General features: G+C 42.5%; 18 protein-coding genes. 1 reads left to right on the plus strand and 17 read right to left on the minus strand.

Annotated elements, in window-relative coordinates; all coding sequences use genetic code 11:
- A complete protein-coding gene (locus AACU98_RS07205) occupies positions 1 to 1,209 on the plus strand; it encodes an IS4-like element ISVsa5 family transposase (RefSeq protein WP_001339197.1) in 1,209 nt (402 codons plus the stop codon).
- On the opposite strand, the gene AACU98_RS07210 is transcribed toward AACU98_RS07205, so the two are convergent.
- The 17 genes from AACU98_RS07210 to AACU98_RS07290 all read right to left on the minus strand — a co-directional run bounded on the left by AACU98_RS07210 (position 1,178) and on the right by AACU98_RS07290 (position 12,544).
- Positions 1,178 to 1,480: a hypothetical protein gene (locus AACU98_RS07210; RefSeq protein WP_161735745.1), complete on the minus strand. Its 303-nt coding sequence runs from the start codon at positions 1,478 to 1,480 to the stop codon at positions 1,178 to 1,180. The two genes, AACU98_RS07205 and AACU98_RS07210, sit on opposite strands and share 32 nt — an antisense overlap.
- Before the next feature lie 2 nt (positions 1,481 to 1,482).
- Positions 1,483 to 1,962, minus strand: coding sequence for a DnaT-like ssDNA-binding protein (locus AACU98_RS07215; protein ID WP_012367632.1), 480 nt, complete (start codon positions 1,960 to 1,962; stop codon positions 1,483 to 1,485).
- Positions 1,963 to 2,001: 39 nt separating this feature from the next.
- Complete coding sequence (locus tag AACU98_RS07220; RefSeq protein ID WP_107033975.1) at positions 2,002 to 2,286, minus strand: Ig-like domain-containing protein; 285 nt, start codon at positions 2,284 to 2,286, stop codon at positions 2,002 to 2,004.
- A 2-nt stretch (positions 2,287 to 2,288) separates the two neighbouring features.
- On the minus strand, positions 2,289 to 3,242 hold the full coding sequence (locus AACU98_RS07225) for a major capsid protein (protein ID WP_012367631.1): 954 nt from the start codon (positions 3,240 to 3,242) through the stop codon (positions 2,289 to 2,291).
- A gap of 13 nt (positions 3,243 to 3,255) precedes the next feature.
- Positions 3,256 to 4,017, minus strand: a complete 762-nt coding sequence (locus AACU98_RS07230) for a hypothetical protein (protein WP_036907977.1) — start codon at positions 4,015 to 4,017, stop codon at positions 3,256 to 3,258.
- 111 nt (positions 4,018 to 4,128) lie between these two features.
- Complete coding sequence (locus tag AACU98_RS07235) at positions 4,129 to 5,250, minus strand: phage minor head protein (RefSeq protein ID WP_012367629.1); 1,122 nt, start codon at positions 5,248 to 5,250, stop codon at positions 4,129 to 4,131.
- A complete protein-coding gene (locus AACU98_RS07240; protein ID WP_049203626.1) occupies positions 5,247 to 6,617 on the minus strand; it encodes a DUF4055 domain-containing protein in 1,371 nt (456 codons plus the stop codon). The genes AACU98_RS07235 and AACU98_RS07240 overlap by 4 nt, the downstream gene beginning before the upstream one ends.
- Complete coding sequence (locus AACU98_RS07245; RefSeq protein WP_012367627.1) at positions 6,617 to 8,104, minus strand: hypothetical protein; 1,488 nt, start codon at positions 8,102 to 8,104, stop codon at positions 6,617 to 6,619. The genes AACU98_RS07240 and AACU98_RS07245 overlap by 1 nt, the downstream gene beginning before the upstream one ends.
- Before the next feature lie 2 nt (positions 8,105 to 8,106).
- Positions 8,107 to 8,709 (minus strand): hypothetical protein, encoded by a 603-nt coding sequence (locus AACU98_RS07250; protein ID WP_172409589.1) that lies wholly within the window; start codon positions 8,707 to 8,709, stop codon positions 8,107 to 8,109.
- A gap of 33 nt (positions 8,710 to 8,742) precedes the next feature.
- Entirely contained in the window at positions 8,743 to 8,901 is a 159-nt protein-coding gene (locus tag AACU98_RS07255; RefSeq protein WP_004245978.1) for a hypothetical protein, read from the minus strand.
- Between the two features lie 199 nt (positions 8,902 to 9,100).
- A complete protein-coding gene (locus tag AACU98_RS07260) occupies positions 9,101 to 9,868 on the minus strand; it encodes a BRO-N domain-containing protein (protein WP_004245980.1) in 768 nt (255 codons plus the stop codon).
- 164 nt (positions 9,869 to 10,032) lie between these two features.
- Positions 10,033 to 10,494, minus strand: coding sequence for a lysis protein (locus AACU98_RS07265; protein WP_012367624.1), 462 nt, complete (start codon positions 10,492 to 10,494; stop codon positions 10,033 to 10,035).
- A gap of 2 nt (positions 10,495 to 10,496) precedes the next feature.
- Positions 10,497 to 10,655, minus strand: a complete 159-nt coding sequence (locus tag AACU98_RS07270; protein ID WP_012367623.1) for a hypothetical protein — start codon at positions 10,653 to 10,655, stop codon at positions 10,497 to 10,499.
- On the minus strand, positions 10,637 to 11,107 hold the full coding sequence (locus AACU98_RS07275) for a lysozyme (RefSeq protein ID WP_107033974.1): 471 nt from the start codon (positions 11,105 to 11,107) through the stop codon (positions 10,637 to 10,639). The genes AACU98_RS07270 and AACU98_RS07275 overlap by 19 nt, the downstream gene beginning before the upstream one ends.
- On the minus strand, positions 11,107 to 11,376 hold the full coding sequence (locus tag AACU98_RS07280) for a bacteriophage protein (protein ID WP_036905789.1): 270 nt from the start codon (positions 11,374 to 11,376) through the stop codon (positions 11,107 to 11,109). The genes AACU98_RS07275 and AACU98_RS07280 overlap by 1 nt, the downstream gene beginning before the upstream one ends.
- 65 nt (positions 11,377 to 11,441) lie before the next feature.
- Complete coding sequence (locus AACU98_RS07285; RefSeq protein ID WP_107033973.1) at positions 11,442 to 11,864, minus strand: hypothetical protein; 423 nt, start codon at positions 11,862 to 11,864, stop codon at positions 11,442 to 11,444.
- A gap of 158 nt (positions 11,865 to 12,022) precedes the next feature.
- Positions 12,023 to 12,544, minus strand: coding sequence for a YagU family protein (locus AACU98_RS07290; protein ID WP_004247148.1), 522 nt, complete (start codon positions 12,542 to 12,544; stop codon positions 12,023 to 12,025).
- Positions 12,545 to 12,660 lie beyond the last annotated feature (116 nt).

Here is a 12,660-nt window from a genome sequence, read left to right on the forward strand (position 1 = left end):
ATGTGCGAACTCGATATTTTACACGACTCTCTTTACCAATTCTGCCCCGAATTACACTTAAAACGACTCAACAGCTTAACGTTGGCTTGCCACGCATTACTTGACTGTAAAACTCTCACTCTTACCGAACTTGGCCGTAACCTGCCAACCAAAGCGAGAACAAAACATAACATCAAACGAATCGACCGATTGTTAGGTAATCGTCACCTCCACAAAGAGCGACTCGCTGTATACCGTTGGCATGCTAGCTTTATCTGTTCGGGCAATACGATGCCCATTGTACTTGTTGACTGGTCTGATATTCGTGAGCAAAAACGACTTATGGTATTGCGAGCTTCAGTCGCACTACACGGTCGTTCTGTTACTCTTTATGAGAAAGCGTTCCCGCTTTCAGAGCAATGTTCAAAGAAAGCTCATGACCAATTTCTAGCCGACCTTGCGAGCATTCTACCGAGTAACACCACACCGCTCATTGTCAGTGATGCTGGCTTTAAAGTGCCATGGTATAAATCCGTTGAGAAGCTGGGTTGGTACTGGTTAAGTCGAGTAAGAGGAAAAGTACAATATGCAGACCTAGGAGCGGAAAACTGGAAACCTATCAGCAACTTACATGATATGTCATCTAGTCACTCAAAGACTTTAGGCTATAAGAGGCTGACTAAAAGCAATCCAATCTCATGCCAAATTCTATTGTATAAATCTCGCTCTAAAGGCCGAAAAAATCAGCGCTCGACACGGACTCATTGTCACCACCCGTCACCTAAAATCTACTCAGCGTCGGCAAAGGAGCCATGGGTTCTAGCAACTAACTTACCTGTTGAAATTCGAACACCCAAACAACTTGTTAATATCTATTCGAAGCGAATGCAGATTGAAGAAACCTTCCGAGACTTGAAAAGTCCTGCCTACGGACTAGGCCTACGCCATAGCCGAACGAGCAGCTCAGAGCGTTTTGATATCATGCTGCTAATCGCCCTGATGCTTCAACTAACATGTTGGCTTGCGGGCGTTCATGCTCAGAAACAAGGTTGGGACAAGCACTTCCAGGCTAACACAGTCAGAAATCGAAACGTACTCTCAACAGTTCGCTTAGGCATGGAAGTTTTGCGGCATTCTGGCTACACAATAACAAGGGAAGACTTACTCGTGGCTGCAACCCTACTAGCTCAAAATTTATTCACACATGGTTACGCTTTGGGGAAATTATGAGGGGATCTCTCAGCACCTTATCCCCTTTCTGAATATCAATATCTGGAGGAAGTATCATTTTAATATCCGTAGAGAGAATAAGCGTGCCATCGATTTCGTAAGGTTTATATTGCGTTTTTACCCCGACAACAGAAAATAACGTTTCTGGCTCAAAGTGTTCCTGCCCCTCATCATCAACCCAATGCTTACCATCACGCTTAGCCTGATAGGAAACGCCATATTTTTTCAACATCCTTAATGCTGTACTCTGCCCACGTTGATAAATGTTCATGGCTACCTCATTGCAAATGTATTAATGGCAAATCCATCCGAGACATCAATCAAGCCAGACAATAAACCTTTTAACCAAGGAAAGTTTGGTGCGCCAGTATTAGTGCCTTCGGCATATTGCACAGTAATAGCGCCCTCAATTCGCTCTGAGGTGATTTCAGCGCCTAACGTGGGCTGTAGGTCATTTTCTACTGATTCAATCGCTAAACGGCATTGAGCTTGGATTAATTGCTTTGGTATCTGATCGCTTGGGATGGCAACACCGTCGCGAGATAGCCCTGAGCGAGGGAAAGATAAAGGTTGATTTAGGTTAGTTCGTTTACCTAACCATTTTTGCGATTCAAGATAATCCATCGCCGTAATTAGTAATGCCTCTAATCCACTATCTGCCAAAGTGATATTTCTATCCTCAGCGTATTTCTTCAAATCATCCACACTTGCGTAGCTATTAAATATTGGAGAGTTCTTATCAGGATCAATCATGCTCACCTCAAAAAAAAGAGGGGCACAAAGCCCCTTAAATTACTCGTCTGGAGAAGTTTTTTCTGTGAATGTAATTGCATCAGTATTTTGTGCAACACCATCAACAGTGGCTGTGACAATAAATTCACCCTGTGAATCAGAAGTTAATTTCACTGTCGCACCACCAGCTTTGCCCGTCTTAGATGAAGTAACGCTTAATTTGCCACCTGTTGTAGACCAATTAACGGTAGCTCCTTCGACTGGAGAGCTGCCCTTGGTGTAATTAAGAGTGATCGTTACTGTATCTGTACTGTCAGCGATAGCGGACGTTTTATCCGCTGACAGGGTTACTTTCCCTCTTCGGCAGTCAGTTTAATCATGACGCCAGCGGTTAATTTGTTGCTAGTGAAATGCTTCTTCCAGTTACCTGCGGTGCCTAACTGTGTTAAATCAGGGTTTTTTCCTTTTGATTCATCCCAGCTATAGCCCAGAACGCCAACGTTAACCACGCCTTCACCACGATAACCAACTTCCAAGTTCTCCTTGTCATTGATTTCATAAGATCGGAAAGTCGGCTCTTGGGATTCAGTGATAGTCACAGCACCCGGCACTAAACCAAAGATGGCATCTACTGGCGCTGTATCCGTTACCAGCACAGGCTTACCTAATGTGCCTGGCTGTCCACCGTAGATAACCACACCCGCTTCTTCATACACTTTGTTGTCAATGGCCTGATCAACAATATCGAAGTAGGTGGTTGAGTGCATAACAAACAGATTTACGCGGTTGAACTTATCACCATATCTGCGTAAACCTTTGGTCAGTGTTTTCTTGCCATCTGTCGCAATATCCGCAGTCACCACCATTTCTTTGTTATTGCCAATAGCGGCACCTAAAGCAGCTAAAGAGTATTTGATATAACCCTCTAGTGAAGCATCTGCCGCATCGGTACCCACTAACTCAGAGAACTCCGATACATCACGGCCACGGCGTTTAAATGCTTCTTCTGTCGTTGCATAAGGACCATATTTCCAAGGTGCTTTTACATCAACAGATTCGCCCGCGCCGATTTTTTTGTTCTCTACAGATGCTGTGGAGTTTACATCACGATGCTCAATCGAACCGCCGATCTGATAAAATGCACGCTTACGGAAGTCCCCCTCAATAAAAAGGTTATCCAGCACAATTGCGCCGTTTGATGCCTGATTAAATACTGCTAAATTATCTTGACGGCGTTCTAAAAACGCAGTTTGTGCTAAATCGTTATAAATTACTAAATCATTATTAGTCATCGTAGCCATTACTTATATTTCCTTACTCTTTTGGAAGTTTTAAATATGCGTCACGCCCGTATCGGCGAATATAATCAGCCTTGTCACTGGCGGACATTTGAGAACGTTTAAAATGTGCACCACCTTGTTTATGTTTCCCTGCATCTGTACCAGAGGCTGCGGGGAATAAGTGAGGAGCACTTTCTTTTAGGGATTCAATCCATTCAATAGGTGATAATGGCGTGCGACCATCTTTGCCCATGATTGGATTGCCATCTTCATCAACGGCTACGGCCTGACCTTCATCGTTGATCTGAAAAATGCCTTTGGCACGTAAAATTAAATCTTCTTGAGCGCTGGTTAATGCACCCGCTTTCCCTGCTGCAGAACGAATTTCATCGCCTAACACACGAGCACGGAATTTATTTGCAAACGCCTCTGCCTTTTCAGCTTTAGAGCTTGCTTCTTTTAACTTCTTGTCGAAATCACCACGCAAACGCTCAGTGCGCTTATTGAGAACCTCGTCAATCTTGCCATCTGCAATGAGCTTGGCTTCTTCGTCATTCTCAAAGCGTTTAAGCATGCCCTTCACAGTGTCTGGGTCAATGCCTTCAAAACGTTTCAGGTTATCGCCTTGCTCTTTGAGCTTGCCTAGCAACTCACTGTTTTTAGCCTTTAGCCCTGAAACCTGCTGGTCGATAATAGCTTGAATTTCTGGAGTGATTTCCGGTGTTCCACCACCTCCACCTTGCGAACCATCATCAGCCTGTGAATAATATTTGCGTTCGATATTCATAAATAACATGTGATTCCCCTTGGGATTAGATGCGCCTAGCGCGTTGTAATAACTCAGCCCTGAGCTGAGTTTAGGTAATAAAAAAGGCCACCGAGGTGACCTTGTTAAATGGTTTATTGATTAGCTATATCCAGCCTCTCTAAATGCATGCCCATCTATCTCTCTAAGTCGCTCTAGTGAAATAAACTCTCCCTTATCGGTATAAAACTCAGAAGGATGCATACCGCCCTCTTTCATTAGTCTGAATCGCGTTTCTCCGAAAACTTGACGCTGTCGCCATTCAGGTTGCCGTTGTATCCAATCAAGAAAATTGGTATCTGCTGGCACCTGCCCGTCCATTGAGGCACGAGTTCCTGCGTCCATCTCATCTAAATCGATACCTAATTCACGCCACGATTTGGTAACCAGCGTTTCTGTTGAGCGGCAATTGAAGTGGATTTTTCCGGGGCCTTGTAGATAAGGAACTTTATGACCAATAGGCTTACCTTCCAGCGTGTATCTCAACCTATCCCGAATAATGCAATCGTGAGATGTTTTATTATCGAGGGTAGATAACCATTGTTTACAATCAAGAATGTCTTTATTGGCATCAGCAAACTGATCTCGCGCTGTTGCTTGTAAATGGCTAATGGCCGTTTTAGCTATTGTCGTCGCATTAGCTCGGCTTAGTTGCAATACGCCATCCTTATAACCTTGGTTTGCATGTCCTCTGATTTTACGTCCGATTTCTACCGCACTATCACCATTTAAATAACCATTCCGAACAGCGTTATTTATGCGTGTCATGCGATCTGATTCTAATCCATCAGCCCATTCAGAAAGTAATTTCCCTTGAAATGGGCGAGACATGACTGAGGAAAATAGCATTTCCTCTGTAATGCTCATTAGTGGATATTTGCGTAGAACAACATCAGGTAGTAGAGCATCAAACAGTGATGGGTAGTAGCCAGCCTCATATAATGCATGCGCTCTCATTTCTTCTGTTAACAATGAAAAAGCACTATCAACTGCACGCTTATTAATACTTCTAACGCTGGACAGCAACGACTCCAATCGCCTTGCAGTGAAACTATTAACATCGATGGAGGTATCATCTAAAGACACTATAAGTGAAGCAGTTAATTCAGCATCAAACTCATTAAGTGCCTTTATCATGCGTCTAGCCACCCCTGTAGAATAGCGACCAGAAAACAGGGAGTGAGCAATCAATTCATCCATTAACCGCTCATTCACTGATCTCATGTCTCACCTACCATTGTCGGCTCTTGATTATTAAGCTCATCCACCACCACATCAACATCATCAGCGGGGTCGATAACATCATATTTCTGCAAACTTCTCACTAAGTCAGATTTACGCGTTGCGCCAGATTGCCATGCTGCGACGATTTCACGGATCATCGAACTATCGGCAATGTGATTAACGAGGTCTTTGTTAATCTCAAACGAAATGCCTGCAGTATCTAAACCTAAGTATTCAGCACACCATATTAGCGATTTACTGCATGCATCGGAAACATTAGAGCAACAGATGCTCAGGATAGAGGTTTGTGCGTTCTGTTCACCGACAGACTGAATAACCGTTTTAACTTTGCTATCAGCAGAAACCAATTGAGCACCGAGCGCAACCATATAATCGCGTTTACTGTCCATTGCTTCTTTTGCCAGCATGTTAGGTTGAGCCTGAGCGTAACCAAAGAAACCTTTTTCTGGCAACATAATTGGCGAGCGAGAACCAACCATAACGCCTTTCTTTTCTAGATAGTCACGCCATTCTGTTCCTAGCCCACCTAGATAAGGTTGTATTTGCCCACAGAAGAAAACAGAATCTTCATAATCAGCAGAGTTTCGATAATGCCCTAGGTTGATTTTTGCCAATCCTAGAAGTGGGGCTTCATCAATAGTGTGATCATTATTCTGTGCACCAATAAATGTAAATGGAATTTCATTCCACACACCGTTACCAGCACGCGCAGGTATATACTCAGAAGAAATTTCAAAAACGCTACTTCCACTGGGCTTGCGATAGACACGACAGACAAACTTACCTTCTTCTATCGACAATACACGGTATTGAACCTCATCCTTAAAACCAAACCCGTCCTCTTCTTCCACCGTTTCACGCAATACCACCAGCGTTAACATCGTGCGCCCATTAATACGAGCTGTACGCCAGTTAATGATGTCTTCAGCACGATATTGGAATATGTACGGGAGTTTCGAATCACTGTTGTAATCAACATACAGACCATGCCGACCGACTTCCAATACTGACTCAAGTGAAGACTGAGCCAATTGATAGATACTTGAACCCGCCCCGTCAGCATCGTCTTTTAAACACGACAGCTTTTCGACGACAGCAACTAAGGGATCTTTTTTAAATGCCATCCCTATCATTCCGTTGCGAGTATTGCCTGTTATTGGATAGAACACCGCACGGTCTTGATAATCTTTATTGCGCTTCTTTTTACGCTCGCCATCTTGCTCTTCAAGCTCAGGAAGATAATTTTTTATATCTTCACCGCCTCGGCAAACAGCGCGAACTAGCTCCCACTGAGGAGCAGCCGTTTTATACTCCGGTCGAGTGAAATCTACATTTGTTGTACTCATCAGAAGGTTGTTCCTAGGTTAATTTCGAATGCTGGGCGCTTAGTGTTTCTTCTGCTCACCGCAAAATACCTAAATCCATCAGCATCATGTGACGTGTAATCGTGAAGCGGTTTATCTTTCCAACAGCCTCGCTTGTCATCCCACTCTTTACGATAAGCTTCTAGATGAGCAATGCCTTCACTACATTTATGCTCATCAAACACGCAAAGTGGCAGAATTTCACGTACTGCCTCGATACCTTCATCAACTGAAAGCTTCGGCACTACTTCAAATCGGATTGAGTAAATTTGTCCGTCGATTTCGTACCCCTCACGCGCTAATTCACGCCGAGATTTCGCATCCGAGCCAAACTCACGGTTATCGATATCATGAGGGCCATTGTGACTTGCATATGTGTAGCCTTTGTCTTTCAGTACTTTCATGTAGTGCCGTAGACCTTCACCACTGTTTGAGTAGTGGTCTATAATGTGGAACTCCTCGCCCACTTCACGAATAAACCAAATTGACGTTGAGTCACCCACACCAATATCCCAGTACGTGTGAACCGGTAAGTGCGAGTTATCAGGAAGTGTGCCAATGCGTTTATTTTCGTACAGGAAGCGGAACTGCTTGGCGTAGTAAGCGCCTTCAACCGATTGTTGGAATGCCTCAGACGGTATTGACGGATATTCCCGTTTCATATCGTCGCCAAGCGTTTTCTCTTTGGCGTAATACCATGCTTTCTGGCGCTCATTTAATTGAACACCATGTTTGCTGGCTATCTCATCAAAGTAATCAACTAACCGCTGGGGTAATGGCTCAACAGGGTTAATGGCATACTCTGGATTCTTCCACCATGAGAAGAAAAAGAACTTCCAGTCTAGGTTAGAGAGAGTCTTATTCTGAATTTGCGCTTTCTCAGCAGACTGGCAATAATCGAAGAAATAACCTGCTCGACCCTCCGCTGTGCTTTCAATCGTCGTAAAACAATCGCTTGATACCGCCTCAAATGCGCCAGTGACAATCTCACGGGCTTTCTCTGGATACTTAGCACATATCTTACCGAACTCAGAAACGTGCAAATAACGGAGTGTACCGCCACGAAATGACGTGCTGATATAAAGCGAGCCGCCTTTGCTAAACACCAACTCACCAACCGCATCATTACTCGCTGGGTTAGCCGCTTTGATTTCATCGGGTAGCTTGTCATAGGCATACTTTATCTTTTCCCTGAATAGTCGCTTAGCATCGTTAAGTGTGTGGGCTATCAATGCACATTTAGCCGCCTCAAATAACGCTGCGTCTAATTGGATAATGCAGACTTCTGTAGTAAAGCCAAGCTGACGAGCTTTCAGGATAATGTTTCGCGTGTGCATCCCTTCAAAATATTCGAGTTGCTCAGGCGTCATTTTAAATCGAACTGGCTTACCTTCTTTGTTTGTGATCCAGTAGAGGTGATTCAATCGCCAGAGCTTATCTCTTAATAATGCAAGATGTTCTGGCTTCATGATTATTCCTTAGATAAGTCGTCCATTAGTTCTGATAGCTGACTAGCTGTCTTATTCGGCTGAACATCATCAAGGCCGTATGCTTGACGCTCAAGCCCAACCAAGTTTTTGAGTGTTTCACTTAATGCTTTGGCTGACTTAACGCGCTCAGGGAGAGATATGATTGAATGATAAATTTCATTGAGTTTATCGCGTCCGTTATCATCAGGACTAAACATTAACTCGCCAAGTTTTCTTAAGGCTGGCACATCAGCACATTCAGCAGATAGTTCATCAAATAAGTTGTTGGTTAATTCTCTAGCCCTTCGAATATCGCCTCTATGCTCCATGCGGACATTAGCGATAACCTCGGCATTAGCCTCAATAAGTTGCCGTTCTGAAATAGCCTTTTCGGTGGCAACCAGACTGGCAACCTCCCTTTTGGCAACCAAGTTTTCAGCCCTAGCCTTAACCTTTGCCTTTAAATCTCGCTCCCATCCTTCTTTCTTGGCACGCTTACTTATCGCCTGATGGGTTATCTCGTATTGAGAGGCTATTTCCCTTATGGACATCACGCCAGCTCGGTAAGCCGACTCGATGGCCTCCCAATCTGGTCTTTTAACCATATCCATTCCTTAAATAAAAAAGGCCGCTAGGGCCTATTTGGTTTTCTGTTTGTTGACTAACTTGCCTAACTCGCGCTCGACGATTTCAGCAACTATTCTCCCATCATCAACTCTTCCACAGTGTAAGTATTCAAGTGATTGCTGTAATTGACGATAGAGAATGGATAAGTTTGCTTTTTCTTGTTTGGTCATACTTTCTCCTTAGCGAACTTACTCGCCCACACTTTGGCAATATGTAAGCAGTCGTCAAACATTCGCCCTTTTCTACTTGCTTGAGAGCTTCGGCGATAATGATCTACCGCCATGTAACTTGCTCTACGACAAACAGGTAAAGAAAAGCCGAGCTTTTTTAACTCGGCTAGTACGTTCTGCTCTATGAATTGTTCGTGGTTCATGCTGGCTCTTCTCCATCTGGAAATTCGCCCATATCAGGCAAGGTTAATTGTGATAGTTCTTTAATTGCCTTCTTCGCTTTGCGTATTTTCTTTAAGTGACGCTTGCGTAAATTCATTAAGTCACTACCTTTCCTGCCAAAGTTCTCGAACGACCAGTTATCGGCTGCTACTAATCTATTTTGCATCTCATTGATAGTCAGGGTTTTAAGCTCATTCATGTCAAGGTTTGCTAACCCTGTTTGTGGTTTTGACTCTTTTTCAGCTAGATCAAGTAACCATCGACGCAAGGATTTCGCTACATCTGTATTAGCTAACATTCCGATTAGATGTGCACCTCTAACAGAGAAGATCCTGACCTTTTTCTTACGTAAGTTGTTGTTTATTCCATTGGTCATTGTTTCAGTGACCATTGTCATATCATCAGAAAACTCGTCTTTGTTGGCGTTATATAGATTGGTTACTGACTTCTCATTTTTGTATTCGAGTAGCTTAGCCATCTGAGAGCTGGTAAACCAAATCTTATTATCACCATTATCAAATGGAGTAATTTCATTACCTTTGAAAACTAATGATTTGCTCATGGTGTAAATCCTTATAGAAAAGCGAACCTGTTCACCAGAAATAACCGCCCCACAGAAAACACCATTAACGGTTTTTCTCAGGTTCGACTTTCTGTAAGGTTCTGTGAGTGTTTTTAATTGCGCGGTGAATGCACAGAATGAAATGCGTAGAGTTCGCAGCTTAGCGATACACTGCCAAGCCACTTCTAGTCTGTTCCTAGCAGTCAAGATATGATCACTCTCCTTAATGGATAAACGACTTATCTAATTGCTGATATATATATTTACTTAAGCTATACTAAGTAATTATCACTATACTTTGATTAATATCCTGTTAGTTTGCCCATGCACCCATGCTGGGCTTTTTTTTATTCCATGCATTCTTGTTTGATATAATCCTGCAACCCTTTAATCATCTGTTCTGACTCTGCAATTCGCTCTCTGAGTAACCAATAATTTCGGATAGCGGTGTCAGTAGGTCGGGCGGTGGTTGCATAAGCCAAGCTGGTGGAGGGAGTGGTTTTGACTTTGGGGCACTCGGCTTTGATGTACACCCGCTCTGGATGACGCTCACTAATATCACGCAAGTGACTAATTTCATTCTTAGCATTCGCTAGCTCCTGCGTATATTGAATATCCAACTGATTTAATCGCATTATGCGTGCTTGATAGTCAGTATTAATAGACTTCTGTTCTTCGAGAGCCACGGCCAGTTTTTTGTTGATATCTGTCAGTGAATTAATCCTATTAGCTTGCCAGTTAATCACCCAATAACTACCCACGATAATGCCTACCATCGCAATGACGGCATAGAGTTTTCCGTATTTCATGATTAGTACCGATGATATGAGAGTGCAATCTGACAGCGCTTTTCTAAACTCACTTGGTCTTTAGTACATGAGTTATCAATCAAGAGATAAATGCCACCAGCGACTGTAATGAGTAATGCAAGAATAAAGCCGATAATGATGATTAAAGTTTTCCATGACATAGTGCTGACTCCGCCTCTCGACGACTGACAAGCCCTCGCCAGACCTTTCCGCCTGCATATATCCAACGTTTCATTTCTTCACAGGCACCCGCTCTATCACCAGCGTTTAGCTTCTTGAGTAATGTTGAGCGAGCAAATGCGGTTGTACCCACATTAAAAGCAAAGGAATATAAAGCAGCTTTGGTGTAGTCATCGAGTGATACTTTGATTAATGCATCGACTTGCTGTTGTGTCTTAATAAAATCGATTTGTAATAACGCATCACATTCTTGTTGTGTGTATCTCTTGCCTTGAATAATGTCTTTGCCTGTATGCCCATAACAAACTGTTAGAACACCCGCCACATCACGATAAGGTTCATAACGTACACCTTCAAAATGGGCTATTACTACTAACGCGATTGCTGTGGCTCCCGCTGTTGTTACCGCCGCTATTTTCTGTTTGAGAGACATTAAATATCCTTTGGCGCTTTCACCATTAATTCAGCAAGCCTTTTTAGGGTTTCAGTTGGGTTTTGTGGGTCAACATGACGAACAAGCTCTTCAAATAATTGAGTGCGTTTTCGTTGCTCTCGACGAGTCATAAAATAAGTAGCTAAACCAAGAAGCATGCTGAACGCCATACCGATAACAAAACCCCATTCATATAATGAGAGGCTGGCAAAAAATGCCGTTAAGCCTGCTGTTCCATAAGTTACATTGGTTAATTTTTCCATACGCATAGTCACCCCCAGAGGAGTGTCCGTTGATGATGAGTGTGAGAGAGTTAAAAGTGAAACGATAAAAATTAGGCGGGCATTGATACTTTAAGTGCCTTTAATAAACCTTCAGGCAACTGTTCTTCCAGTGACGCATTAGAAACAATCACAAGACCATACATAGATATCCATGTATTCGTTTGTTGTAAGTGTCCTTGAATAAATTGCTTCGCTTTCTCTAACAAATAAACACAACTCTCTTGTGTGTTTTTGCGCCAATAGGATTCAATCGCCACCAGCAATGGAGCACCAGCATCACTAATTTTTTGCAAGCCGATTCGATATTGCTTTTTACCTGCGGAAGATGTCGTGCAAATTAATTGTGTCAGTTGTTGAGTTTCACCATCAGCCGTATGGATATTCGCCGTTAAAATGATGGAGGTATTCTTTTCACTGTCTGTTTCTGAGGCATAGTGAAGACTAAACTGTAATTCGCTTATCTCTTTTGACATAACATTTACCAATTTATTTAGTTAATAAGGTGCCGACTCACAGCTCTTGTGTGAACGTGATAACGAGGGTGATTGATTCTGTGGTCGGCATATACGAAAAAAGACCGCCTAAGCGATCTTTAAGAAATTTATAACAGATTAAGGTTGAACTTCCTTATCTACTCAGCATCATTTTCTTTAGTTAAACAATAACGCAAATTTTGTCTAATCGCTTCAATTGACCAGATCCAAAAAGCGGTTCCAACAAACTCAGAAATTAATGCTTGATAACCTGCTGTCCAAAGCCAGCCAGACAATCCTAGTAGAGGTACGACTAAACCATGAGCAAAAACAGAAACGCCAATACCAAAACAAATACCGTGTAATAATTTAACCTTTGGCAAGAATTCAGCAATAACACAATATGTCACAGCGATAACTATTGAGAATAATATATGAACACCATTACCGCCCCAATTAATACTATATCCCATCCAATGATAAGTCATAGTATCTATATTTAATCCAAGCTTTTCGAGTAAGACGACTGGCGGGGGTGTCGTTTCAAGTGTTCTCGGGGGAATTAGGTCTTCAAAACCAGATTTAACTAAAGCTGAAAAGATACCCGCTATAATACCAACATATATTGCTATACCAATATGCCTAGAACTTTTTTTCGTTAACTTAAACAAATCAATCATTATATATACTCGCTCTATAAATTGAATATTATGAGTATAGTAGAGATAAGAATACCTGTTTATTATTTTAATTATTAGTTAAACACTGCAGGTTTATTCTTATAGGATAACAATAA

This window comes from Proteus sp. G4380, from assembly GCF_963885725.1.
GTDB lineage: Bacteria > Pseudomonadota > Gammaproteobacteria > Enterobacterales > Enterobacteriaceae > Proteus > Proteus mirabilis.

Bases quoted from the DNA above. Each gene is read 5' to 3' on its own strand.
- AACU98_RS07205 (WP_001339197.1), top strand. From the start codon at position 1: ATGTGCGAACTCGATATTTTACACGACTCTCTTTACCAATTCTGCCCC.
- AACU98_RS07210 (WP_161735745.1), bottom strand. From the start codon at position 1,480: ATGAACATTTATCAACGTGGGCAGAGTACAGCATTAAGGATGTTGAAA.
- AACU98_RS07215 (WP_012367632.1), bottom strand. From the start codon at position 1,962: ATGATTGATCCTGATAAGAACTCTCCAATATTTAATAGCTACGCAAGT.
- AACU98_RS07225 (WP_012367631.1), bottom strand. From the start codon at position 3,242: ATGGCTACGATGACTAATAATGATTTAGTAATTTATAACGATTTAGCA.
- AACU98_RS07230 (WP_036907977.1), bottom strand. From the start codon at position 4,017: ATGTTATTTATGAATATCGAACGCAAATATTATTCACAGGCTGATGAT.
- AACU98_RS07235 (WP_012367629.1), bottom strand. From the start codon at position 5,250: ATGAGATCAGTGAATGAGCGGTTAATGGATGAATTGATTGCTCACTCC.
- AACU98_RS07240 (WP_049203626.1), bottom strand. From the start codon at position 6,617: ATGAGTACAACAAATGTAGATTTCACTCGACCGGAGTATAAAACGGCT.
- AACU98_RS07245 (WP_012367627.1), bottom strand. From the start codon at position 8,104: ATGAAGCCAGAACATCTTGCATTATTAAGAGATAAGCTCTGGCGATTG.
- AACU98_RS07250 (WP_172409589.1), bottom strand. From the start codon at position 8,709: ATGGTTAAAAGACCAGATTGGGAGGCCATCGAGTCGGCTTACCGAGCT.
- AACU98_RS07255 (WP_004245978.1), bottom strand. From the start codon at position 8,901: ATGACCAAACAAGAAAAAGCAAACTTATCCATTCTCTATCGTCAATTA.
- AACU98_RS07265 (WP_012367624.1), bottom strand. From the start codon at position 10,494: ATGAAATACGGAAAACTCTATGCCGTCATTGCGATGGTAGGCATTATC.
- AACU98_RS07270 (WP_012367623.1), bottom strand. From the start codon at position 10,655: ATGTCATGGAAAACTTTAATCATCATTATCGGCTTTATTCTTGCATTA.
- AACU98_RS07275 (WP_107033974.1), bottom strand. From the start codon at position 11,107: ATGTCTCTCAAACAGAAAATAGCGGCGGTAACAACAGCGGGAGCCACA.
- AACU98_RS07280 (WP_036905789.1), bottom strand. From the start codon at position 11,376: ATGCGTATGGAAAAATTAACCAATGTAACTTATGGAACAGCAGGCTTA.
- AACU98_RS07285 (WP_107033973.1), bottom strand. From the start codon at position 11,864: ATGTCAAAAGAGATAAGCGAATTACAGTTTAGTCTTCACTATGCCTCA.
- AACU98_RS07290 (WP_004247148.1), bottom strand. From the start codon at position 12,544: ATGATTGATTTGTTTAAGTTAACGAAAAAAAGTTCTAGGCATATTGGT.